The 22,686-nt window shown below is 64.9% G+C and carries 19 protein-coding genes and 1 pseudogene; 8 read left to right on the top strand and 12 right to left on the bottom strand.

Annotation, left to right across the window (positions count from 1 at the left end; all coding sequences use genetic code 11):
- From Q1M07_RS14760 to dapC, 8 genes are all read right to left on the bottom strand, one after another.
- Positions 1-148 (bottom strand): KUP/HAK/KT family potassium transporter (locus Q1M07_RS14760; RefSeq protein ID WP_300454664.1); only part of this gene is annotated, 148 nt, incomplete at its 3' end.
- Positions 149-453: 305 nt separating this feature from the next.
- Positions 454-3,108, bottom strand: a complete 2,655-nt coding sequence (gene pepN, locus Q1M07_RS14755) for an aminopeptidase N (RefSeq protein WP_300454662.1) — start codon at positions 3,106-3,108, stop codon at positions 454-456.
- Between the two features lie 48 nt (positions 3,109-3,156).
- Complete coding sequence (locus tag Q1M07_RS14750) at positions 3,157-3,786, bottom strand: GDSL-type esterase/lipase family protein (RefSeq protein ID WP_300454661.1); 630 nt, start codon at positions 3,784-3,786, stop codon at positions 3,157-3,159.
- Positions 3,787-3,823: 37 nt separating this feature from the next.
- Positions 3,824-4,717 (bottom strand): 50S ribosomal protein L3 N(5)-glutamine methyltransferase, encoded by an 894-nt coding sequence (prmB, locus tag Q1M07_RS14745; protein WP_300454660.1) that lies wholly within the window; start codon positions 4,715-4,717, stop codon positions 3,824-3,826.
- Complete coding sequence (dapE, locus tag Q1M07_RS14740; RefSeq protein ID WP_300454663.1) at positions 4,710-5,876, bottom strand: succinyl-diaminopimelate desuccinylase; 1,167 nt, start codon at positions 5,874-5,876, stop codon at positions 4,710-4,712. The genes prmB and dapE overlap by 8 nt, the downstream gene beginning before the upstream one ends.
- 10 nt (positions 5,877-5,886) lie before the next feature.
- Positions 5,887-7,071 carry a PilT/PilU family type 4a pilus ATPase gene (locus Q1M07_RS14735; protein ID WP_300454659.1) on the bottom strand — a complete coding sequence of 395 codons (1,185 nt, stop codon included), beginning with the start codon at positions 7,069-7,071 and terminating at the stop codon, positions 5,887-5,889.
- 36 nt (positions 7,072-7,107) lie between these two features.
- Entirely contained in the window at positions 7,108-7,929 is an 822-nt protein-coding gene (gene dapD / locus Q1M07_RS14730) for a 2,3,4,5-tetrahydropyridine-2,6-dicarboxylate N-succinyltransferase (protein WP_300454658.1), read from the bottom strand.
- 11 nt (positions 7,930-7,940) lie between these two features.
- A complete protein-coding gene (gene dapC / locus Q1M07_RS14725; protein WP_300454657.1) occupies positions 7,941-9,134 on the bottom strand; it encodes a succinyldiaminopimelate transaminase in 1,194 nt (397 codons plus the stop codon).
- A gap of 395 nt (positions 9,135-9,529) precedes the next feature.
- On the opposite strand from dapC, the gene Q1M07_RS14720 reads away from it, so the two are divergent.
- Positions 9,530-9,904 carry a hypothetical protein gene (locus Q1M07_RS14720; protein ID WP_300454656.1) on the top strand — a complete coding sequence of 125 codons (375 nt, stop codon included), beginning with the start codon at positions 9,530-9,532 and terminating at the stop codon, positions 9,902-9,904.
- A 147-nt stretch (positions 9,905-10,051) separates the two neighbouring features.
- Here the strand turns inward: Q1M07_RS14720 and Q1M07_RS14715 are convergent, their stop codons facing one another.
- The 3 genes from Q1M07_RS14715 to Q1M07_RS14705 form a co-directional block, all read right to left on the bottom strand.
- Positions 10,052-11,215: a hypothetical protein gene (locus Q1M07_RS14715; protein WP_300454655.1), complete on the bottom strand. Its 1,164-nt coding sequence runs from the start codon at positions 11,213-11,215 to the stop codon at positions 10,052-10,054.
- A 22-nt stretch (positions 11,216-11,237) separates the two neighbouring features.
- Complete coding sequence (locus tag Q1M07_RS14710) at positions 11,238-11,411, bottom strand: hypothetical protein (RefSeq protein ID WP_300454654.1); 174 nt, start codon at positions 11,409-11,411, stop codon at positions 11,238-11,240.
- 228 nt (positions 11,412-11,639) lie between these two features.
- Positions 11,640-14,378, bottom strand: a complete 2,739-nt coding sequence (locus Q1M07_RS14705) for a nitrate reductase (protein ID WP_300454653.1) — start codon at positions 14,376-14,378, stop codon at positions 11,640-11,642.
- A gap of 271 nt (positions 14,379-14,649) precedes the next feature.
- On the opposite strand from Q1M07_RS14705, the gene nirB reads away from it, so the two are divergent.
- The 4 genes from nirB (at position 14,650) to Q1M07_RS14685 (ending at position 20,402) form a co-directional block, all read left to right on the top strand.
- Positions 14,650-17,079, top strand: a complete 2,430-nt coding sequence (gene nirB, locus Q1M07_RS14700) for a nitrite reductase large subunit NirB (RefSeq protein WP_300454652.1) — start codon at positions 14,650-14,652, stop codon at positions 17,077-17,079.
- 18 nt (positions 17,080-17,097) lie between these two features.
- Positions 17,098-17,406 (top strand): nitrite reductase small subunit NirD, encoded by a 309-nt coding sequence (gene nirD, locus Q1M07_RS14695; protein WP_300454651.1) that lies wholly within the window; start codon positions 17,098-17,100, stop codon positions 17,404-17,406.
- Between the two features lie 22 nt (positions 17,407-17,428).
- Positions 17,429-18,640: a nitrate/nitrite transporter gene (locus Q1M07_RS14690; RefSeq protein WP_300454650.1), complete on the top strand. Its 1,212-nt coding sequence runs from the start codon at positions 17,429-17,431 to the stop codon at positions 18,638-18,640.
- A gap of 79 nt (positions 18,641-18,719) precedes the next feature.
- Positions 18,720-20,402, top strand: coding sequence for a bifunctional protein-serine/threonine kinase/phosphatase (locus Q1M07_RS14685; RefSeq protein WP_300454649.1), 1,683 nt, complete (start codon positions 18,720-18,722; stop codon positions 20,400-20,402).
- Between the two features lie 335 nt (positions 20,403-20,737).
- Here Q1M07_RS14685 and Q1M07_RS14680 read toward each other — a convergent pair whose 3' ends face one another.
- Positions 20,738-21,034, bottom strand: a complete 297-nt coding sequence (locus Q1M07_RS14680) for an addiction module antidote protein (protein ID WP_300454648.1) — start codon at positions 21,032-21,034, stop codon at positions 20,738-20,740.
- A 310-nt stretch (positions 21,035-21,344) separates the two neighbouring features.
- On the opposite strand from Q1M07_RS14680, the gene Q1M07_RS14675 reads away from it, so the two are divergent.
- The 3 genes and pseudogenes from Q1M07_RS14675 to Q1M07_RS14670 form a co-directional block, all read left to right on the top strand.
- Positions 21,345-21,530: a hypothetical protein gene (locus Q1M07_RS14675; RefSeq protein ID WP_300454665.1), complete on the top strand. Its 186-nt coding sequence runs from the start codon at positions 21,345-21,347 to the stop codon at positions 21,528-21,530.
- Positions 21,527-21,607, top strand: coding sequence for an IS66 family insertion sequence element accessory protein TnpB (tnpB, locus tag Q1M07_RS18765; RefSeq protein ID WP_366984144.1), 81 nt, complete (start codon positions 21,527-21,529; stop codon positions 21,605-21,607). Before Q1M07_RS14675 ends, tnpB begins: the two co-directional genes overlap by 4 nt.
- Before the next feature lie 35 nt (positions 21,608-21,642).
- Positions 21,643-22,686: pseudogene (locus Q1M07_RS14670) on the top strand (IS66 family transposase); the annotation flags it as partial.

Raw genomic sequence — 22,686 nt, 5'->3', positions numbered from 1 at the left:
TCACCGACAACGGATGGTGACCACCAAACACTTCCTTCATCGTGTACAGCGGACTGGTCCCGATATCCCCAAAAACCACTCCCATCGCCGCCAGCGCCGTCCCCGCCAGTCCGGAATGCTCGCCGTGCAGTTCATTTGCTGCGCTCATTGTTTCTCCTTGCCATCGTCGTGCGAACCTTCAGATCACTCGGTGCCGTCCCCGGCAGTCGATTGGCCGGGGAGACCGGCGTCGTCACCGACTCAGCCGGGTGTTGCGCCGCAGCAATGCGCGCGAAATTATAGGACGAAGGCAAACCGGCAACAAGGAATAGCTGGTGTTTCCAGTAGGGAACAGCGAATCCGCTCCGGTCTGTAGTCAACCCAGTGACTGCTTCGCCTGTCGGCGAGAAAAACGCTTCGAGAAGGATTTCCGGCCAGACGGCGGCGCCGATCGATCGCGGTCGCGAACGGCCGCTACGACTGGTCGAGCGAGCGGCCGACGATCTCCAGGACATCCGCCGACAGTCCCTCGGTTCGACGCAGAGACTCCAGCGCCTGGCGCGCATGTCGCTGGCGGCCGGCATCGAAGCGGCGCCAGCGGTCGAAACGCCTGGCCAGACGCGCCGCGACCTGCGGATTGAGACGATCGAGGTGGCCGATCTGCTCGGCCAGAAAGCGGTAAGCGCTGCCATCGGCGGCGTGGAAACGAACGTGGTTGTTGCCAAAAGTGTTGAGCAGGGCGTAGACCTTGTTCGGATTGCGCAGATCGAAACCGGGATGGGCGAGCAGTTCCTGCACGACCGTCAGCGTCGCCGGCAGACGGCTCGCGGCCTGTACCGACAGCCATTTGTCCACCACCAGCGCCTCGTCGCGCCAGCGCTCGTAAAAGGCGGCGAGCGCTTGAGTGCGCGGCGCACAATCGTCCTGGGCAAGGATCGCCAGGGCGGCGAACTGGTCGCTCATGTTGTCGGCCGATGTGAACTGATGCATCGCGAGCACGCGCACTTCGTCGTTCTGCAACTCGCCGAGATAGCCCAGACACACGTTGCGCAGCGCGCGCCGGCCGACGGCCGCCGGTGTCGGCCGGTACGGCCCGCTCGTCGCAAGCGAGTCGTAGCGCTGCCGCAATGCGGTAAAGAGCCGTTCGGCGAGAAAACGGCGCAAACCGTTGCGTGCCAGGTGCAACGCATCGGGATCGAGACGATCCATGGCCTCGGCGAGCGTCACCTCGCTCGGTAGCGTCAGCGCTTCGGCGGCGAACGCGGGATCGTCGGCACCTCGCCGGAGGACCTCGGCGGCCGCCCCGACCAGACTCGCTGGCCAATGTGCCGGCCGGCCGGCGGAAATCTCTTCGGCAGCCGCGAGGATCAGGCGGCTGGTCAAGCGTTGTCCGGCTTCCCAGCGGTTGAAGGGGTCGCTGTCGTGAGCCAGCAGGTGGGCCAGATCGTCGTCACTCCAGGCGTAATCGAGAATCACCGGCGCCGAGAAGTCCCGCAGCAGAGAGGGAACGGGTTCGACGGCCAGGTCGGTGAAGATGAAACACTGTTCCTCTTCGGTCAGGGAGAGGACACGAGTCGTCGCACCGTCGTCGGCGCTGGCCCCCTCGGCCGCCAGGGTCAATGGCAGGTCCTTGCCGTCCGGCCCGACCAGCCCCAGCGCGACCGGTATGTGGAAAGGCTCGCCACTCGATGGCGCAGAGGCGCTCGGTCTTGACTGCCGCAAGGTCAGCGTGTAGCGCCGGGTCGCGGCATCGTAGCTGCCGCTGGCCTGGATGTGCGGTGTGCCGGCTTGATCGTACCAGCGCTTGAACTGACCGAGATCGATTCCGGAGGCATCGGCCATGGCGGCGACGAAATCGTCGCAGGTCACTGCCTGGCCATCGTGGCGCGCGAAATACAGCTTCATGCCGCGTTGGAAGCCTGTCCTGCCGAGCAGTGTCTGGATCATGCGCACCACTTCGGCGCCTTTTTCGTAGACCGTGCTGGTGTAGAAGTTGTTGATCTCGATATACGAGTCGGGTCGTACGGGATGTGCCATCGGCCCCGCGTCCTCGGGAAACTGCACGGCGCGCAGTGCCCGCACGTCGCGAATCCGCGTCACCGCCCGGCCATGCATGTCGGCACCGAATTCCTGGTCGCGAAAAACGGTCAGCCCTTCTTTCAGCGACAACTGGAACCAGTCGCGGCAGGTGACGCGGTTGCCGGTCCAGTTATGGAAATATTCGTGAGCGACCACGCGGTCGATGTTCTGGTAGTCGGCGTCAGTAGCGCTATCGGCTCGTGCGAGAACGTATTTGGTGTTGAAGATGTTCAGTCCCTTGTTCTCCATCGCCCCCATATTGAAGTCGCCGACGGCGACGATCATGTAGTGGTCGAGATCGCATTCGAGTCCGAAGACCTCCTCGTCCCAGCGCATCGCGCGCTGCAACGCGTCCATCGCGTGCGCGCACTGGTCGAGCTTGCCGGGTTCGACGAAAACGGCAAGCTCGACGTTTCGCCCGCTGGCAGTGACGAAGCGGTCGCGCAACACGTCGAGTCGTGCGGCGACCATGGCGAACAGATAACAGGGTTTCGGGAAGGGATCCTCCCAGCGCGCCCAATGGCGGTCTGGCCCTTCGTCACCGCTACCGACCGGATTGCCGTTCGCCAGCAGAACCGGCAGGCGGACCTTGTCGGCGTGCAGGGTGACCGTATAACGCGCCATGACGTCGGGCCGATCGGGAAACCAGGTGATGCGCCGAAAACCCTGCGCCTCGCACTGCGTGAAGTAGCCGTCCGTCGAGCGATACAGCCCGGAGAGGCTGGTATTGTGGTCGGCGTCGACCCGGGTCAGCGTGCTTAGAGTCAGCGCATCCGGCGGCTCGGCGAGGCTCAGAAGCGTGTCGGTACAGGTGTAACGGTCTTCGGCCAGCGCTACCCCGTCTACGGCGATCGAAATCGTCTCCAGGCCGTGGCCGTCGAGTTGCAGCGGCTGTCCGGGCAGCGCCGCCGGGTTGCGACGCAGTTCCAGTTGGCTCAGAACCAGGACTTCGTCGGTAAGAAACTGCACGTCCAGCCGTACGCTATCGACCAGGAAGGCAGGGGGCGTGTAGTCATGTCGCTGAATGATCTGCGGCGTTTCGGTCTTCATCGGCGGGTCCCATGTCGTATGGCCGGCGCGGCCGGCGGGTTCCGGCGCTCAGGGCTGGGGCAACAAGCCGGTGCGGCGCAGTTGTTCGGCCATTCCGGTGGCGAGTCGACGGTAGCCTTCGGCGTTCGGGTGGATGGGGTCGGCTTTCAGGTCGGGATCCGAGAGGACGGCGGCGAGGACGCCCTCGACCAGCGGCAGCTTTTCTTCCTTCGCCAGTTCGGCGTAGATCGGCGAGTCGGGCAGCCGGCCGGTCGCCACACCGATCAGCGACAGCTTGGGAACGGCGACCAGTACGAGCCGACTGCCGGACTGCCTGACGGCGGCGACGATGGCGCGCAAATCCTCCTTGACGGCCGCTTCCGGACGCCGGCGCAGAAAGTCGTTGCCGCCGATTTCGAGGATCACCAGCGCCGCCCGGTTTTCGGCCAGCGTCCCGCCAATTCTTGCGCGAGCGGCCGCCGCCGTATCGCCCGGGAGGCCGGCGTTATGGATTTGCCAGCCGCTGATCTCCGCCAGCCGGGCCGGATAATCCTCTCCCGGCGCGGCGCCGGTCCCGAAGGTGATGCTGTCACCGAAGGCGATGACCTGGCTGCCTGGCGGCAGCGCGGCCAGTCGCGTCGAATCGTGGCAGCCAGCCAGCAACAGAAAGGCGAACAGCAGGCAGCGAAGACGATTCATGGGTGGTCGATGAGGAGGACCGATACCGCGCCCCGGTTCACGGCAGTTCGTCTCGCGGCAACAGGAAGACATACTGGTCGCCAGCGCTGGTGTCGAGCCAGGTGAAGGGGGTGGTCGGGAAGGACGCTTCGAGTTGTTCGCGATTGTGTCCGATCTCGACGATCAGCAGACCGCCGGCCTTGAGATGCCGCCGCGCGCCGGCCAGGATCGCGCGCGTCAGGTCGAGTCCGTCTTCGCCGCTGGCCAGTGCCAGCGCGGGTTCGCGCCGGTACTCGTCGGGCAGGGTGGCCATCGAACTCGCCTTGACATAGGGTGGGTTGGCGATGATCAGGTCGTAACGCCGGTTCTTCAGACGGGCGAACAGATCGCCCTCGATGAGCCGGACACGGTCTCCCAGGCCGTAGTCGGCGACGTTGCGGTGTGCCACGGCAAGCGCATCGGGCGAGACATCGACGGCGTCCACCACAGCGGCGGGAAAAGCGTGTGCCGCGAGAATCGCCAGGCACGCCGAACCGGTGCACAGGTCGAGTACGGAGGAGACGCGCCCGGGATCGTCGACCCAGGGCGTCAGGTGCTCGCGCAGCAGTTCGGCGATGAACGAGCGCGGGACGATCACCCGCGGGTCGACATAGAAGCGATACTCGCCGAGCCAGGCTTCGTGAGTCAGGTAAGCGACCGGCAGTCGCTCGTCGATCCGGCGGCCGACGAGGCGCAGAACCTCGGTGCGCTCGTCGCGGGTCAGTCGGGCGTCGAGAAACGGCTCGAGTCGGTCGAGCGGCAGGTGCAGGGTGTGCAGCAAGAGATAGGCGGCTTCGTCCCAGGCGTTGTCGCAACCGTGCCCGAAAAACAGTTGCGCCTCGTTGAAGCGGCTGACGGCAAAGCGCAGCAGATCACGCAGCGTCGTCAACTCGTCTCGCGCCTGGTCAAACATCGGTCGGCAGCAACTGTTCGAGAATGCGGCGATAAATCGCCGCGAGTCGCGTCAGGGCGGCCACGTCGACGCATTCGTTGACCTTGTGGATGGTCGCATTGACGGGGCCGATTTCGATCACCTGTGGGCAGATCTCGGCGATGAAGCGGCCGTCCGAGGTGCCGCCGGTAGTCGACAGTTCGGCGTCGAGGCCGGTCTCGGCGCGGATGGCGGCGAGCGACGCGTCGATCAGCGCGCCGCGGTCAGTGATGAAGGGCCTGGCGCCCAGCATCCAAACGAGGTCGTAGTCCAGCCCGTGCCGGTCGAGCAGCGCGCTCACTCTGGCCCGCAGATCTTCGGGCGGGCTGGCCGTTCCGAAACGGAAATTGAAGTCGATGTCGACGCGACCTGGGATGACGTTGCCGGCGCCCGTGCCAGCGTGAATGTTCGACACCTGCCAGGTGGTCGGCGGGAAAAAGGCGTTGCCCTCGTCCCAGACGGTCTGCGCCAACTCGGCGAGAGCGGGTGCGACGAGATGGATCGGGTTTTTCGCCAGTTGCGGGTAGGCGACGTGTCCCTGGACGCCCTTGACGGTCAACTTTCCCGAAAGCGACCCGCGCCGTCCGTTCTTGATCGTGTCGCCAAGCGCAGTGACCGCGGTCGGTTCGCCGACGATGCAGTAGTCGATCCGTTCGCCGCGCTGGCGCAAGGCGTCGGTCACGACGACCGTTCCATCTACGGCGTCGCCTTCTTCGTCGGAGGTGAGAAGAAAGGCAAGCGAGCCGCGATGCGCTGGCCGCGCGGCGACAAAACATTCCGCCGCGGTGACGAAAGCGGCCAGCGAGCCCTTCATGTCGGCCGCCCCTCGCCCGTACAGCCTACCGTCCCGCTGCCGCGGCTCGAACGGGTCGCTGTGCCATTCGTCGAGCGGGCCGCTCGGTACCACGTCGGTGTGACCGGCCAGGCACAGCAGCGGCGGCTCGTCACCCCGGCGCGCCCAAAGGTTGCTGACCCGGCCGCGCGACAGAAACTCGCAGCGAAAACCGATTGCCGTCAGGCGCCGGGTGATGATCGGCAAACAGCCTCCATCGTCCGGCGTCACCGAGCGACAAGCGATGAGCTGTTGGGCAAGTGCCAGCGTGGCGTCCGGCGCTGCGCCGCAACCGCCATTGGACTGGATGGGTTCTCGGCTAAGACTCGTCACTGTCGTTGAGACTCAGCGTGAACTCCTTGTAAGACGGTCCGACCGGGTCCGTGGCGGACAGGTCGTACGGCATCTCGCTCGATCTTTCCTCGCGTCGCGGACGCGTCGGCACCGCCTCGTTGTTGTTGATCAGCCACGACAGGTTGGTCGGCGAGTCGGCGTTGTTCAGCGCTTCGTCGAGCGTGATCACCTCCGTGCGATAGAGCCGGAAGAGATCCTGTTCGAAGGTTTGCGAACCGGGCGCGAGACTCTGCTCCATGGCTTCCTTGAGCGCCGGGATGTCGCCATGCTCGATCAACTCTTGCACGTGATAGCTGTTGAGCAGAACCTCGACCGCCGGTAACAGCTGGCCATCCTTGCGCTTGACGAGACGCTGCGAAACGATCGCCTTGAGGCTCACCGAAAGGTCCATGTAGAGCGAGGTGCGGGTATCGACCGGAAAGAAGTTGATCATCCGGTTGAGTGCGTGGTAGCTGTTGTTGGCGTGCAGCGTGCCGAGGCAGAGGTGGCCGGTTTGCGCGTAGGCGATCGCCGCCTGCATCGTTTCCGTGTCGCGGATTTCGCCGATCAGAATGCAGTCTGGCGCCTGCCGCATGGCGTTCTTCAAGGCGCTGCCCCAACCCAGGGTATCCATGCCGATTTCACGCTGGTTGACGATCGACTTCTTGTGCCTGAACAGGTACTCGATCGGGTCCTCGATGGTCAGGATGTGACCGGCGCAGGAGGCGTTGCGATGATCGAGCATCGAGGCGATGGTGGTCGATTTGCCCGACCCCGTCGAGCCGACGATGAGGATCAGACCGCGTTTCTCCATCACCAGGTCGGCCAGGATCGGTGGCAATGAAAGCGATTCGAGCGCCGGAATGTTGCCGAGGATGTAGCGTACGACGATGGAAATCGACCCGCGCTGACGGAACAGGTTGATACGAAAGTTGCCGAGCTTGGGTACGCCCAGCGAGAGGTTCATCTCCTTCTTGGTTTCGAAGATCTCCATCTGCTCGGCGGTCATCAGCTCGGCGGCGATCTTCTCGATCATTGCCGGCTCCATCAACTGCTGATTGACCGGAACGATGGCACCTCGGATCTTGATGTGGATCGCCGTGCCGGCAGTGATGAAGATGTCCGACGCCTGACGGTCGGCCATCACCTGAAAGAGCTTTTCGAGGATCATTCGTTGTCCGCCGCTACGGGGATCGGCACGGGGCGCTCAGTCGCCACGCAGGAGGTCGTTGATGCTCGTCTTGGCCCGCGTGCCGGCGTCGACCTTCTTGACGATCACGGCGCAATAGAGGCTGTAGCTGCCGTCCTTCGCCGGCAGATTGCCGGATACGACGACTGACCCCGGCGGTATGCGTCCGTAACTGACCGTGCCGCTTTCGCGGTCGAATATGCGGGTGGACTGGCCGATATAGACGCCCATCGAAATCACCGAACCTTCGCCGACAATGACGCCCTCGACGACTTCCGAACGGGCGCCGATGAAGCAATTGTCCTCGATGATCGTCGGGTTGGCCTGCAACGGCTCGAGCACGCCGCCGATCCCGACGCCACCCGACAAATGCACGTTCTTCCCGATCTGCGCACAGGAACCGACCGTCGCCCAGGTATCCACCATCGTCCCCTCGTCGACGTAGGCGCCGATGTTGACGTAGGAAGGCATCAAAACCACGTTCCGACCGATGAAGGCGCCGCGGCGCGCGGTCGCCGGCGGGACGACGCGGAAGCCCCCAAGCGCAAACGCCGCGTCGTCGTAGTTGGCGAACTTGCTCGGCACCTTGTCAAAATAGCGCAGCGGACCCCCATCGATCAGGGTGTTCTCCTGCAGCCGGAAGGAAAGCAACACGGCCTTCTTGACCCACTGGTGCGTGACCCATTCGCCGTCCAGCTTTTCGGCCACCCGCAGGCGGCCTTCGTCGAGCTGGCCGAGGACATCGGCCACCGCTTCGCGTATGGCCTCCGGAGCGCCGTCCGCTTGCAGTGCGGCCCGGTTTTCCCACGCTTGGTCGATGATCTGCTGGATTGCCTGCATGACTGCTGTCCCTAGAGTGTTGAAGTGAATGAACGGATGCGCTCGGCGGCTTCGACGCAGTCGGCAAGCGGTGCGACGAGGGCGATGCGGACGAAGCCGGCGCCGGGATTGACCCCCTGCGCGCTACGCCCCAGGAAGCTTCCCGGAAGCAGGACGACATTATAGTCGGCGAGCAGCCGGCGGGCGAAGTCGCTGTCGCTGATCGGCGTCCTGGCCCACAGGTAGAAGCCGGCCTCGGGCGGGGCGGTGTGGAGAACGTCGGCCAGCCGGGGCGTTACGGCGGCAAACTTCTCGGCATACTGGCGGCGATTATCGACGACGTGCGACTCGTCATTCCAGGCCGCGATGCTCGCGCTCTGCACCGCGGGACTCATCGCGCTGCCGTGGTAGGTGCGATAGAGCAGAAAAGACGCGAGCGTCACCGGGTCACCGGCGACGAAACCCGAGCGCATGCCGGGAACGTTGGATCGCTTGGACAAGCTGGAGAACATGACCAGCCGCTCGGTACCGCGCCCGAGCAGCCGGGCAGCCTGGAGGGCGCCAAGCGGCGGTCTGGCTTCGTCGAAGAAGAGCTCCGAGTAGCACTCGTCCGAAGCGATGACGAAGCCGTAGCGGTCGGCAAGAGCGAACAGCCGGCGCCAGTCCTCGAGGCTCAGGACCTTACCGGTCGGATTGCCCGGCGAGCAGACGTAGAAAAGCTGAACACGCGGCCATTCGGCTTCGTCGAGTGCCGAAAAATCGAAGGCGTAATCATTGTCGGGCAGCGTGTTGAGAAAACGCAGCTCGGCACCCGCCAGATAGGCGGCGCCCTCGTAAATCTGGTAGAACGGGTTGGGGCTGACGACCAGCGGCGTGTACCCTCGGGATGGATCAATCACCGCCTGGGCAAAAGCGAACAAGGCTTCGCGCGAGCCGTTGACCGGGATGACCTGCGTCAGTGGGTCGATACCGCTCAGTCCGTAGCGACGCTCGAGCCAGGCGGCAATGGCGTGGCGTAGCTCGGCACTGCCCAGCGTGCTGGGGTAGCTGGCCAGCCCGCCGAGGTTGGCGGTCAGCGCGTCCTTGATGAACGTTGGCGTCGCATGCTGCGGCTCGCCGATCGACAGCCGGATTTCGTGCCAGCGCGGGTTCGGCGTGATGCCGGCGAAGAGCTGGCGCAACTTTTCGAAAGGGTAAGGCTGCAGCTTGCTGAGGTGGGGATTCACGGGCGTCTGCGTCGGGTAGCGGGTCGGAGGATTATAAGGGGCATCGAACGGCCACGAAAGGCGAGGCTCCACCGCCAAGCCCTGCGCCAAGCGCAGGGCAAGCCCGCGCTGGTCGAGTCGATCGCCGAGTTCATGCCGTGGGAGACCGCTCCCGCAAACCCCGTGCTCACTTGTGCCGCCGCAGCCAACAGGCTTGTTGCCACCAGACATCGGCAAGCGTTATCCTGACGCGCGACCGCATGCCAAACGATTGACTTCGCGCCGACCCGCCTTACAATCGCCATAAGCACCGCCGTAGACGATTCTCAGGGTGGACCAAGTGCCAAACCTTTTCATTCAACCCGGTTGGCGCGATAAAGCCGCGCCAACCGGTTAATTGAGACCTTAGACCGCTCATGGCGGCGACGCCCGACTTGCAGAGCGTTTTCGCAGCACTGCGCCCTCTGCTCACGCCCCATGTCGCGAGCTTCACGGTGGTGCGCGATGCTCCGGGCACCTTTTCGTTGTGCACTAAGCATCTCATGCCCAACAAGAAACCTCTGTTCTTCGGAGCAGTCCAGATCAACAAAACCTACGTTTCGTTCCACCTGATGCCTGTGTATGTGTTCCCTGAGCTACTCGCCTCAGTAAGTCTAGCTTTGCGCAAGCGCATGCAGGGCAAGTCGTGCTTCAATTTCAAGCGCGTTGATTCCGTCTTGTTCCAGGAGCTTGACGCCCTAGTTACCGCCGGGCATGCACGCTATGTTCAAGCAGGGTACGTCGCAGCTTAACAGAGAGAGTTGAACGAAAGCGCTGCGCGCTGGTGCCGGCTTCGCAACGCCTTTGTCAATTTCTCCCTCCTTCCCTGACTTCGTCCTCTGTTGGGACATCGCGCCAACGGAATCGGCCAATGGCACGGCGAAGACGCGCCTGTCGAATCACTCCTCCGCCTGCTCGTCGCGCAGGAGTTCGTCCTCGCCTTCGTCATCCGACAAGACCTGCTCGATCGGCAGAGGGATTTCCCGCGGCTCCGGTAGGCGCGCAACGGGTCGCACCAAGGCGCCGGCAAGGCTAGCTTCGATCCGTCCGGACAGGTAGCCCACTTCGGCCATCACCCCGCTGGCCGGATCCGCCATCTGCGCCTGCCACATATCGTCCAGTGCAGCGCCGAGGTGCTGGCGAAGCTGCGCTTCCATTTCCGGTCGCTCGTTGGCGTGCGCGATGGCGCCGAAACCGACGGCGCCCAGGGAAATCACCATGCCGGCAACGCCGCCGACGGCCGCCGCCGCGGCGCCCGCTCCACCGCTCGTCGCCAGCCTGGCCATCAGTTTCTCGCTGGCACGTTTCGCGACCGGCGATATCCTCGTGCTCGACGGCCCTCCTCCGACGCCAGCGCTGCCTTGGCGAACCACCGCCGTCAGCGCCACATAGGCCGGTAGCGTGTCGATCGGGGCGGCGTTTACCAAGGCGTGGAGCGAAGCGTCGTGGTCCGGCGGAGGGGCCAGAGAAATCGCCGGAATGCTCTTGAGACGCCGGTCGAACTGATCCTGGGGTACACCGTAGCGCCGCGGGATTGCCTGAAGCTGCTCGCCGAGGAGCTGGACGTAGAGCCTGGTGGCTTTCGCTCTGACGACGTCCGGATCGATTTCCTTGGCCACAGGATCGAGCACACGATCGCGGAACTGTTCCTGCAAATAGGCCGCCAGTCGAATCGTCGCCGGATCCTCCCCTGCCCCCAGGCTCAGCTTGTACCAGGCGACCCGGATGGCCAGCCATTGCTGGGTCCAGTAGCCCGTGAACCACGGAATGAAGTCCGTCTCGATGCGACGGGAGACGAGGTTTCGCCAACTCTCCATGAAGCCGCGCGCGTAGTTTCTGGCCGGCCCGGTGGCCGCTCGCGACGCGGCGACGATGTCGCTATCGACCTGCCACCAGACGCTCTCCGCAATCTGAACCGGAGGAGCCAGATCCGGGGCGCGTTGTGGAGAAGCGCAACCCACCAGCAAAATCGCCATCAAGGCGACGATGCCGGACAGTCTCCAGGAAATCGCCTGCATGATGGGCACGGGACGCGCGGCGAAAGCACCCGGACGAAATTTCACGACCTTGCCACCGGAGCCCTGGTCAGTCGACTACCGCCGTCCAGAGCGAGTAGGCCTGCCCGCTGGCCACCATCTGGCCTTGGCCAGCCGCCGGAAAGTCATCACAGGTCGCGGCCAGCCGGGCAGGCAGGGCAGTCGTGCCGGGAACCCCCGGCAGGCTCGCCAAGCACGCGCCAATCGACATCAACTCGCGCATCGAAACGCACTCCCTCAAGACACGCCACCGTCGAGGCGGGATCGCGCCGGACATGGACAGCGTCCGGATCCGAGCGCCATTCCTTCCGCCGGCGCACCGCCCGCTGTCGGCCGGAACCATGCGGCAGACCTTTCGTGAACATCTGCGAGACAACAGCCGCCACGCCATCTAAGTATAGACAACGGTATACCGGCAGGCGTTCACGGATTTGCGGACGCCGCCGCCTTGTCAGGCGGAAGTGGCGCCGCCGATCCCGGCCCTGGCCGCGTGGCCGGCGAACATCTCGCGCAATTCGGGCAGGCAGGCGCCGCAGAAAGTCCCGCAGCCGCGCTTTTCCTGCAGTGAGGTCAACGTTGCGCCCGCTGCCAGATCGGCCGCGATCTCCGCCTGGCTGACGTCGGCGCACTGGCACACCACCCGGCTGCGTTGCGCCAGCTTGCCGGGGCGGCGGCCAATCGGTGCCACGGCCCAGCGAATCAGCGCCGCGTCGAGCGAGTCGTCCGCCATCACTTCCTTGAGCCAGGACTGCGCCTGTGTCTCGCCGGCGAGACGAACGCCGATCAAGCGGCCGTCGGGGGCGATTGCGCGCTTGCTGATCTGGCGCCGGTGGTCGACGTAGACGATTGCCGAATCGTCGCCATCGAGGCCGAACAGGCGGTCGATTTCGCGCAGGCGGCTTTCCGGCGGCGCCTCGGCGTGTGCCGCGCGAAAGACGACCAAGGCGGCGCCGCGACCGTAAAGCCCGACGGTGGCGAAAGCGAAGTCGCCGAGCAGACCGCGGGCACGTTCGAGCATGGGCAGCGCGGCGAGTTCGCCCACTCCGGCCTGGCGGAGAATCACCAGTTGCCAAGGCAGATCGGCCTTGTCGATGGCCACCGCGGCGTGCTTCAGTTCGGGTTGCTGGGAAAACGGGTCGCGCGCCGAGACGGTCAGGGCGTTGGCCCCGGGGCTGTTCATGAACTGGCTTCCCCAATGCATGGGCAACCAGGCGCAGCCGCGTGCCAAGCTCTCGTCGCGAGCGACGCGAACGACGATGCTGCCGCGCCGATTGTGCACCCTGGCCAGGTCGCCGTCCGCCAGACCGCGCCGGCGCAGGTCGGCCGGGTTCATCGTCAGCCGTGCTTCGTCGTCGAGATTGAACAGGCGGGCGACCGTTCCGGTGCGGCTCATGCCGTGCCACTGATCGCGCAAGCGACCCGAAATCAGGCTGATCGCGTGCTCCGCCGTGGTCACTTCGGCGGGTGGCCGGTGTTCGACCAGGACGAATCGGGCGCGCCCGTTAGCCGTCGGAAAGACGCCATCTTCGTACAGGCGTCGCCGGCCCCTGTCGGCGCCAGCCGGAAATGGCCACTGCTGCGGGCCAAGCGAGTCGAGCAGGGCGTAGCTCAGGCCGCTGATGTCGAGATCGCGGCCGCGCGTGGTCTCGCGGTGCTCGTTGAAGATCTGTTCCGGATGGTCATAGGGAAACATCGTTTCGGCTGGCTGGCGCAGCCGCCGGCCAAGCCGGCGGGCGAAGTCGACGGCGATCTGCCAATCGTGGCGTGCCTCACCGGGTGCGGGGACCGCCGCCGTCAGGTGAGTGATCCGGCGCTCGGAATTGGTCACCGTGCCTTCCTTCTCGCCCCAGGTCGTTGCCGGCAGCAGCAGGTCGGCGTAGGCCGCTGTGTCAGTGTTGCCATAGGCTTCCTGGAGCACGACGAATTCGGCTGCCACCAGCGCGGCGCGGACCTGCGACTGGTCGGGCAAAGAATGCGCGGGATTCGTGCAGGCAATCCAGACCGCCCCGATCTCGCCGCTCGTCAGCGCGGCGAACAGTTCGATCGCGGTCTTGCCGGGTCGCTCGGGGACCGACGGCACGCCCCACAGCCGAGCGACCTCGGCCCGGTGCTGCGGGTTGGCCATGTCGCGGTGCGCCGAGAGCAGGTTGGCCAGGCCGCCGACTTCGCGGCCGCCCATCGCGTTCGGCTGCCCGGTCAGCGAGAATGGTCCGGCGCCGGGGCGGCCTATCTGACCGGTCGCCAGATGCAGATGGATCAGCGCGGCGTTGTTGTGCGTGCCGTGCGACGACTGATTGAGTCCCTGACAATAGAGCGACAAGGCGGCGCCGGCGCTGCCGAACCACTGCGCGGCGCGGACGATGTCGGCCTCGGGCAAGGCGCAGAGACGGGCGACGACATCTGGCGCATAGGCAGCGACGCTCTGCTCGAGCGCCTCGAAGCCCTCGGTATGGGCCGCGATGTAGTCCCGATCGACACGACCCTCGCTGAGCAGGACGTGCAGCAGGCCGTTGTACAGCGCGATGTCGCTGCCCGGCGCAAGCGGCAGATGGAGATCGGCGATCTCGGCCGTCTCGCTGCGTCGTGGATCGACGACGATGATGCGCAGCCCGGGATTGGCCGCCCGGGCATCCTCGATACGCCGGAAGACGATCGGATGAGCGATCGCCGGGTTGGCGCCAGCAATCAACAAACAGTCGGCGAACGCGATGTCCTCGTAACAGCAGGGCGGCGCGTCGGCACCGAGTGTCTGCTTGTAGCCGGCCACCGCCGACGACATGCACAGTCTCGAGTTGGTATCGACGTTGTTGGTGCCGATCAACCCCTTGACCAGCTTGTTGAAGACGTAATAGTCCTCGGTCAGCAACTGACCCGACAGGTAAAAAGCGACGCTGTGCGGACCGTGCGCGGCGATGATCGCGGCAAAGCGTTCGGCGGCGAAGTCCAGCGCCTCGTCCCAGCCCACCCGCTGGCGTGACCGTGCGCGCTGTCGCCGCAGTTCGGGATACAACACGCGATAGTCGGGCCGCGTCGTCAGGTGCAGTGAGGCGCCTTTGGTGCACAGGCGGCCCTCGTTGGCCGGATGCTCCGGATCTCCGCGCACACGGACGATCTTCCCCTGGTCGGTGTCGATCAGCAGGCCGCAGCCGACGCCGCAATAGCAACAGGTGGATTTGACTGTCTCGGTCATGGTTTTCGCTCCTGAACGCTATCAGCAACAGACGTGCCAGATGCCGTTTCCCAGCCGTCGACGGGTTTCCCGGCCGCAGGCGCTGGCCACCGCCCGTGGCGCGCACCAGCCCGGACGCTTGTACCGTCGCTATTGCCCTTCGGCGGTGCGTCATGACCTTCCGGCTCGCGGAAATGAACCTGCACGCCCCGAGGTCCGGTCGCCCGCGGATGTCGGCACGAAGTTTGCTTGTTGGCCCACATCAAGATCCAATCCGCCGGAGCAAAGAGGAATGACCAAGCAAAGACTCGTCATGGTGGGGAATGGCATGGCCGGCGTGCGCACGCTCGAGGAACTGCTGAAGATCGCTCCTGATCGCTACCAGATCACCGTCTTTGGCGCCGAGCCGCACCCCAACTACAACCGCATCCTGCTTTCGCCGGTGCTCGCTGGCGAGATGACCATTCAGGACATCGTCCTCAACGATCACGCCTGGTATGCGCGGCACGGCATCACGCTGCACCTGGGCAAGAAGGTCAGCCGCATCGACCGCGTGCGGCGCCAGGTCATCGCCGAGGATGGCACCGCAGCGGACTACGACCGCCTGCTGCTGGCGACCGGCTCGACACCGTTCATCCTGCCCATCCCCGGCAACGCCCTGCCGGGCGTGATTTCCTACCGCGATATCGCTGATACCGACGCGATGATCGACGCGGCGCGCCGCTACCGCCACGCAGTCGTCATCGGCGGCGGACTGCTCGGCCTCGAAGCGGCGAACGGCCTGAAGTTGCGCGGCATGGACGTGACCGTAATCCACCTCTCCGACTGGCTGCTCGAACGCCAGCTCGACGAGACCGCCGGCCGGATGTTGCAGAGGTCACTCGAAGACCGCGGCCTCAAGTTTCTCCTCGGAAAGCAGACCGAGATGCTGGTCGCTGGCGAGAGCGGTCGGGTCGCCGCGGTACGCCTGAAGGACGGACTGGAACTGCCTGCCGAACTGGTGGTGATGGCCGTCGGCATCCGTCCGAACACGGCGCTCGCCGAAGCGGCGGGAATCCACTGCCAGCGTGGCATCGTGGTCAACGATACCTTGCAGACTTTCGACCCGAAGGTCTACGCGGTTGGCGAATGCGTTGCCCATCGTGGCATCGCCTATGGCCTCGTGGCACCGCTCTTCGAACAGGGCAAGGTGGCGGCCAACCATCTGGCCCATTACGGCATTGGTCGCTACACCGGCTCGGTGACCTCGACCAAGCTCAAGGTGACCGGCATCGACCTGTTCTCGGCCGGCGACTTCCTCGGCGGCAAGGACACCGAAGAGATCGTCCTCAACGATGCCGCGGCCGGCGTATACAAGAAGCTGGTGATCAAGGACAACCGTCTGGTGGGCGGCGTACTGTACGGGGACACCGCCGACGGGCCGTGGTACTTCCAGTTGCTGCGCGACGCGCAGGATATCCACGAGATACGCGACCATCTGTTGTTCGGCCAGTCGCATGTCGGCGACGTCGGCCATCAGGGCCACAGCAAGGCGGCATCGATGGCCGACGGCGCCGAGGTCTGCGGCTGCAACGGCGTCAGCAAGGGAAGCATCGTCAAGGCGATCAAGGAAAAGGGTCTGTTTAGCCTCGACGACATCAAGAAGCACACCAAGGCCGCCTCCTCCTGCGGCTCGTGTGCCGGCCTCTGCGAGCAGATTCTCTCGGCCACCATCGGCGGCGCCTACACCCCCGCCGCGTCGAACCGCAAGCCGGTGTGCGCCTGTACCGATTACTCGCACCAGGAAGTGCGCGATGCCATCCGGGGGCAGCACCTGCTGACCATCGACAGCGTCATGCGCTTCCTCGAGTGGAGCACCGAGGACGGCTGCGACAAGTGCCGCCCGGCGCTCAACTACTACCTGATCTCGACCTGGCCGAAAGAGGCCCTCGACGATCCGCGCTCGCGCCTGATCAACGAACGCGCTCATGCCAACATCCAGAAGGACGGCACCTACTCGGTCGTGCCGAGGATGTGGGGTGGACTGACGAGCGCCGCCGAGCTGCGCCGCATCGCCGATGTCGCCGACAAGTACCAGGTACCGACGATCAAGGTCACCGGCGGTCAGCGCATCGACCTGCTCGGCATCAGGAAAGAAGACCTGATCGGCGTCTGGAAGGATCTCGGGATGCCCTCCGGTCATGCCTATGGGAAATCGATCCGCACCGTCAAGACTTGCGTTGGCGCCGAGCACTGTCGCTTCGGAACGCAGTTGGCGATGGCCATGGGCGTCAAGCTCGAGAAGATGCTGTTCGACATGTACTCACCGCACAAGGTCAAGCTGGCGGTTTCCGGTTGTCCACGCAACTGTGCCGAGGCCGGCATCAAGGATGTTGGCGTGATCGGCGTCGATTCGGGCTACGAGCTTTACGTCGGCGGCAACGGTGGCATCAAGACCGAGGTCGCGCAGTTCTTCGTCAAGGTGAAAAGCGACGAGGAGGTCATGGAATACACCGGCGCCTTCCTGCAGCTCTACCGCGAGGAGGGTTTCTACCTCGAGCGCACCTGCCATTGGCTCGAACGCGTCGGCCTCGATCACGCCAAGAGCCGGGTCGTCGAGGACGAGGACAACCGCAAGGCGCTGTTCGCGCGTTTGCTGGCCGAACTGCAGGGCGCCCCCGATCCGTGGGCCGAGCGCATCGCCGGCGTCGAGCGCCAGGAATACGAAGCGATTGTGGTTTGAAGCGACTGGAGAAGAATCATGGACGAATGGACATCGATCTGCAAACTGGAAGACATCCCGCCACTGGGGAGTCGCGTCGTACGCTCGACGAGCGGCGATATCGCCGTCTTCCGAACCTCAAGCAACGCCGTGTTTGCCTTGCGCGACCGATGTCCGCACAAGGGTGGACCGTTGTCGCAGGGGCTGGTGCACGGCAATCAGGTGACCTGTCCCCTGCACGGCTGGAAGCTGCGGCTCGATTCCGGTGAGGCCGTAGCCCCCGACGAAGGCTGCTCTCGCCGCTTTCCCGTACGCCTCGAAAGCGGCACGGTGTTTCTGCAAATCTGACGCCAACGAAAGGGATTGGAAGATGGAGAAGACATTCTGGAAAGCCGGTCACCGGCCGACGCTGCTGGCAGCGTTTCTCTACTTTGACCTGGCCTTCATGGTCTGGGTGATGCTCGGGCCCCTGGGCGTGCAGATCGCCAAGGATCTCGATCTGACGCACGCCCAGAAGGGGATGATGGTGGCCACGCCGGTACTCGCCGGGGCCGTTCTGCGCCTTTTCATGGGCATTCTGGTGGACCACCTGAGACCGAAAATGGCGGGCGCCATCGGCCAGGTGATCGTCATCGCTTCGCTGTTCTTTGCCTGGTACTTCGGCGTCGCCAGTTACGAGCAGACGCTGATTCTCGGTGTTTTCCTCGGCGTCGCCGGCGCCTCCTTTGCCGTCGCGCTACCGCTCGCCTCGCGCTGGTATCCGCCGGAACATCAGGGAACAGCGCTCGGCATCGCCGGTGCGGGAAACTCCGGCACGGCGCTCGCCGCGTTGATTGCTCCGAGCCTGGCGATCGCTTTCGGCTGGAACAACGTCTTCGGCCTGGCACTGATCCCGCTGATTCTCGTCTTCGTGTTCTACCTGTTGGCCGCCAAGGACGCACCGGAGTGCCCGCCGCCGAAATCGTTGGCGGAATACCTGAAAGTCCTCAAGGACAGCGACGCGTGGTGGTTCATGTTCTTCTACTCGGTAACCTTCGGCGGTTTCGTCGGCCTCGCCTCGTCGTTGACCATCTATTTCAACATGCAGTACGGGCTCGATGCCAAAACGGCGGGCTTCTTCACCGCCGCCTGCGTGTTCGCCGGCTCGCTGGTGCGGCCGATCGGCGGCAACGTCGCCGACCGTGTCGGCGGCATCAAGAGTCTGTCGGTGATGTACGTGCTGGCGGCGATCTTCCTTGGCATCGTCAGCATCGGCCTGCCGGCGGCGTGGATGGCGCTGCTCGCCTTCGTCGGCGCGATGCTGGCTCTGGGCATGGGCAACGGCGCTGTCTTCCAGCTGGTGCCGCAGCGCTTCCGCAAGGAGATCGGCGTGATGACCGGGCTGGTCGGTATGGCCGGCGGGGTCGGCGGCTTCTACCTGGCTTCGTCGCTCGGTTATGCGAAGCAACTCACCGGCAGCTATCAGATCGGTTTCCTGATCTTCGCCGCGCTCGCTCTGCTGGCGCTGGTCGGCCTGAGCGCCGTCAAGACCCGCTGGCGGACGACCTGGGGAGCGGCGCACCTGAGCGCCGCCAAGATCTGAGCCAGCGCGCCTTTGCGCGGCGGAGGCGGCCAGGTACAGTGCGACCTGCCGCCCCTCCTCCCTCCGGAACTCCGCCCGCATGCCCCTGACCGTAGACGTCGGCCACTCCTCGCTGACCGGCCCGCGCGCCAGCAACGAGGATTTCTGCGGCATGGTCACGCCACAGGGCGGCGAACTGGAAAACAAGGGGCTGATCGCCGCCGTCGCCGATGGCGTCGGTGGTCACCGTGGCGGTCGCGAAGCCGCCGAGTACACCGTGCGAGGACTGCTCGCGGACTACTACGCGACGCCCGACACCTGGAGCGTGCCGCACGCGCTGGAACGGGTCGTCGTGGCGCTCAACCGCTGGGTAATGGCCGAAGCGGGACGGCAGCCCGAACTCGCCGGCATGGCGACGACGCTGACGGCGCTCGTGCTGCGCGGTCGCCGTTACGTGTGTGCCCACGTTGGCGATTCGCGGCTTTACCTTCTGCGCCTTGGCGTATGCACCCGCCTGACACGCGATCATGTCTGGGAACATCCGGAACTTCGGAACGTGCTGTCGCGCGCGGTAGGTCTTGATCGCCACTTCCAGCTCGACTTCCTTGACGGCGAGTTGCAGGAAGGCGACTGCTTCCTGCTCTGTTCGGACGGCGTTTGGGGGGCCCTCGAAGAGGCACGCCTGCGGGCCGTGCTGCTCGCCCATTCGGACGCGCAACAGGCTGCCGCCTCGATCGCCAGCCTGGCACTCGCCTGCGGCGGCCAGGACAATGCCAGCGCGGTCGTGCTGCGGGTGACAGCGCTGCCGGCGCAGAACCTGCGCGATGCGCTGGCCGGAACGGCGCGCCTGCCGCTGCCGCCGCGATTCAAGCCGGGGCAGGAAATCGACGGGCTGCGCATCGACGAGATCATGCACGATTCGCGCGCGACGCTGCTCTACCGGGTGACTGATCGTGTCTCCGGACAAGCCCTGGTCCTGAAGACGCTGCGCCCGCAACTCGCCGACGACCCGGACGAGATCCGCGCCCTGATCATGGAGGAGTGGCTCGCGCGACGGATTGTCTCGCCCTTTTTTGCCCAACTGGTGCCGGCCGAACGACGAAGCTGTCTCTACTACCTGCAGACCTGGCACGAAGGCGCGACGCTGCAGCGCATGCTCGATACCGGCTTGCATTTCACGGTTGCCGACGCCGTACAGCACGGTATTGGCCTGATGAAAGGCCTCTCCGCACTGCATCGGCTCGACGTCGTACACCGGGACATCAAGCCGGCCAACATCCACCTTGGGCGCGACGGCCGCCTGCGCATCCTCGACCTTGGCGTTGCGATCAGCCAGTCCGAGGACGAGGCCCACGTCGGCAGTCCGGGAACGCCGAGCTACATGGCGCCCGAGCTTTTTGCGGGCGAGCCGGCCAGCGCCGGACAGGACCTCTACGCCGCCGGCGTGACGCTCTACCACCTGCTGACACGCAAGTACCCCTACGGCGAGATCGAGCCCTTTCAGCGCCCGAATTTCGGTGAGCCGCTTGCCCCGACGCGCTATCGTCCGGACATCCCCGGCTGGCTTGAAAACGTCCTGCTCAAGGCGGTCGCCCGGCTCCCCGCGCGGCGCTTCGAAACCGCCGACGAATTCCTGCTGGCGCTCGAACGCGGCGCCAACCGGCCGCTGGGCCGACCCCCCGCAACGCCGCTGGCGATGCGCAACCCGCTGTTGACCTGGCGGGTCATTGCGGCGCTGTCACTGGTGCTCAACCTGTTGTTGCTGATGCTGCTCACACGCTGAGCCTCACCGGGCGTCCTGGTCCGCGAAGCGGCTTCGCGCATGGCCGCCAGTGTCCGTTGGCGCCGCGACCACGGTGAGTCGGCGCACTCGATCGTGCCGTCGGCAGGCGTTCACGCAGTTCATTCATGATCCGCTCCTCAATGGCCGCGGGAACGTCCCCCGAAAACGGGGTGGATCGAGAATTGGCAAGCGCTGTGTGTAGCGAGATACCGAGCCGTCAGGCGGCCCACGGCGAAAGCGAGGACGAAATCAGGGAACGACGGAAGAGCCGACAAAGGCGTTGGGGCGCCTGCACCGGAGCGCAAGCCTGGTACGTAGCTGGCGGGAGCCTGGGCTCAGGCATTGTTCGCCTCGGCATGCAGGCGAAAACCAAGTGCCTTGATAACCTTCATCACAGTCGAAAACTCCGGATTGCCTTCGGCGGACAATGCCTGGCACAGACCTTCTGTCGCCAGCCCGGTATCGCGGGCCAGTTGGTTTATGCCCTTGGCGCGGGCGATGTCCCCGAGTCCGGCGCGCACGAGGCTACCATCTCCGGGGTCTTCCACCATGCAGGCATCAAGGTAGAGCGCCATGTGTTCGTCGCCCTTGAGGTAGTCCACAACATCCCAACGGGAGAATTTCTCAGTCATGGGTCAATCCTTCCAGTCTCTTGCCATCTTGATGGCGCGCTCAATGTCCGCATCCTGAGTGCTCTTGTCTCCGCCCGCAAGCAACACAATCACCTGCAGGCCTCTGCAACCGAAGACCGGCACCGACGGCACGCTCTCCCGGACCGTCGAAGTCCTCCACCCGTCGTAACCGGTAACCCTACGACGTTCTTCCGTTCGCGCGCGCGATGACCAAAACGGCTGCCCACGCAAATGACACACAGGAGGAACGGCGATGGTGGGAGCAAAGAAGGGCAAGGGATCGAGGCGGAGCCGGCAGGAGTGGCGATCCTTGTTGGCGAAATTTGACGGCAGCGGCCTGGGCGTTGAAGCCTTCTACCGACGCGAATCGATCGGTGCCGCGAGCCTGTACCGCTGGCGCGGTTTGCTCAGCGCCGTCGGCGATGGTGGCGAAACGGCGATCATCCGCAGAACGGCCGACTGTTCGTCTTCCTCAATCGCCGGGCGACGCAAATGAAGGTCCTCTACGGGGATCGCAAGGGTTTCTGCGTCTGGGCCAAGCGCCTCGAACAGGGCCGATTTCTCTCCGACTAGCGTCGCGTCACGACACGGGAAATGGACTGGACCGAAGCCGCGCCGACGTCAGCTTCATTGCCGGCATGCTGATCGACAAGTTTGCCTATCATCTGCCGTTCTATCGTCAGCACCAGCGGCTTGCCGACAACGGCATCACCGTCAGCCGGCCGTGGCTGACCCCGGTCAGCCAGCAAGCGATTGCGCTGCTCGAACCGATCTACGACGCCCAGTTCGCGTCGATCCGCGCTGCCCGCGTCAAGTCGATGGACGAAACCCCGATCAAGACCGGACGCGCCGGACCGGGCAAGCTCAAGGCCGCGTACTTCTGGCCGGTCTATGGCGAACTCGATGAGGTCTGCTGTCCGTTCTTCGAGAGCCGGAGGATCGGGCACGTCGAGCAGGCGCCCGGCCTGACGCCGGTCGAGCGCGTCGTCCTCCTGAGCGACGGGTACACCGCTTACGAGCACTACGCGAAGAAGACCGGGGTGACCCACGCGCAAGGCTGGGCACATACGCGACGCCCCCGGTTCGAGGCGAAGGGCCGCGAACCGGAAATCGCGGCGCAGGGGCTGGACTTGATCGGCGGTCTTTATGCGGTGGAAGAGCGCCTCCGCGAGCAAAAGCTCCGTGCCGCGAAGAAACTCGACTATCGACTGATGCACGCCAAGCCGATCGCCGAACGCTTCTTCGCCTGGGTGAATCAGCCATTCGAGGCGCCGGGCCTGCTGCCGAGCAGTCCGATGACGAAGGCTCTGGCTTCGGCCCGCGAACGGCGGTTCGGGCTGGAGGTTTATCTGACCGATCCGGATGTACCGATCGACACCAACCATCTGGAACGAGCGCTACGCGCGATTCCCATGGGGCGCCGCAACTGGCTGTTCTGCTCGACCGAACTCGGCGCCAGGCAGTTGGGCATCATGCAGAGCCTGATCGTGACTTGCCGGCGGCACAAGATCGACCCCTACGACTATCTGGTCGATGTGCTGCCGCGAGTCGGCCAGCCTCCGGCCAGCCGTGTCCACGAACTCACGCCGCGACTCTGGAAGAAACTCTTCGCCCGCAATCCACTTCGATCGCCTTTGCACAGCCTTCGGGCG

Origin of the sequence: Accumulibacter sp., from assembly GCF_029255285.1 — a bacterium.
Taxonomy (GTDB): domain Bacteria; phylum Pseudomonadota; class Gammaproteobacteria; order Burkholderiales; family Rhodocyclaceae; genus Accumulibacter.
The sequence above is the reverse complement of the archived record's forward strand: the minus strand, read 5'-3'. Positions and strand labels throughout refer to the sequence as shown.

Bases quoted from the DNA above. Each gene is read 5' to 3' on its own strand.
- Q1M07_RS14720 (WP_300454656.1), top strand. From the start codon at position 9,530: ATGGCGGCGACGCCCGACTTGCAGAGCGTTTTCGCAGCACTGCGCCCT.
- Q1M07_RS14690 (WP_300454650.1), top strand. From the start codon at position 17,429: ATGGAGAAGACATTCTGGAAAGCCGGTCACCGGCCGACGCTGCTGGCA.
- Q1M07_RS14735 (WP_300454659.1), bottom strand. From the start codon at position 7,071: ATGATCCTCGAAAAGCTCTTTCAGGTGATGGCCGACCGTCAGGCGTCG.
- pepN (WP_300454662.1), bottom strand. From the start codon at position 3,108: ATGAAGACCGAAACGCCGCAGATCATTCAGCGACATGACTACACGCCC.
- Q1M07_RS14685 (WP_300454649.1), top strand. From the start codon at position 18,720: ATGCCCCTGACCGTAGACGTCGGCCACTCCTCGCTGACCGGCCCGCGC.
- Q1M07_RS14680 (WP_300454648.1), bottom strand. From the start codon at position 21,034: ATGACTGAGAAATTCTCCCGTTGGGATGTTGTGGACTACCTCAAGGGC.
- nirB (WP_300454652.1), top strand. From the start codon at position 14,650: ATGACCAAGCAAAGACTCGTCATGGTGGGGAATGGCATGGCCGGCGTG.
- Q1M07_RS14705 (WP_300454653.1), bottom strand. From the start codon at position 14,378: ATGACCGAGACAGTCAAATCCACCTGTTGCTATTGCGGCGTCGGCTGC.
- nirD (WP_300454651.1), top strand. From the start codon at position 17,098: ATGGACGAATGGACATCGATCTGCAAACTGGAAGACATCCCGCCACTG.
- prmB (WP_300454660.1), bottom strand. From the start codon at position 4,717: ATGTTTGACCAGGCGCGAGACGAGTTGACGACGCTGCGTGATCTGCTG.
- dapD (WP_300454658.1), bottom strand. From the start codon at position 7,929: ATGCAGGCAATCCAGCAGATCATCGACCAAGCGTGGGAAAACCGGGCC.
- Q1M07_RS14750 (WP_300454661.1), bottom strand. From the start codon at position 3,786: ATGAATCGTCTTCGCTGCCTGCTGTTCGCCTTTCTGTTGCTGGCTGGC.
- Q1M07_RS14710 (WP_300454654.1), bottom strand. From the start codon at position 11,411: ATGCGCGAGTTGATGTCGATTGGCGCGTGCTTGGCGAGCCTGCCGGGG.
- tnpB (WP_366984144.1), top strand. From the start codon at position 21,527: ATGAAGGTCCTCTACGGGGATCGCAAGGGTTTCTGCGTCTGGGCCAAG.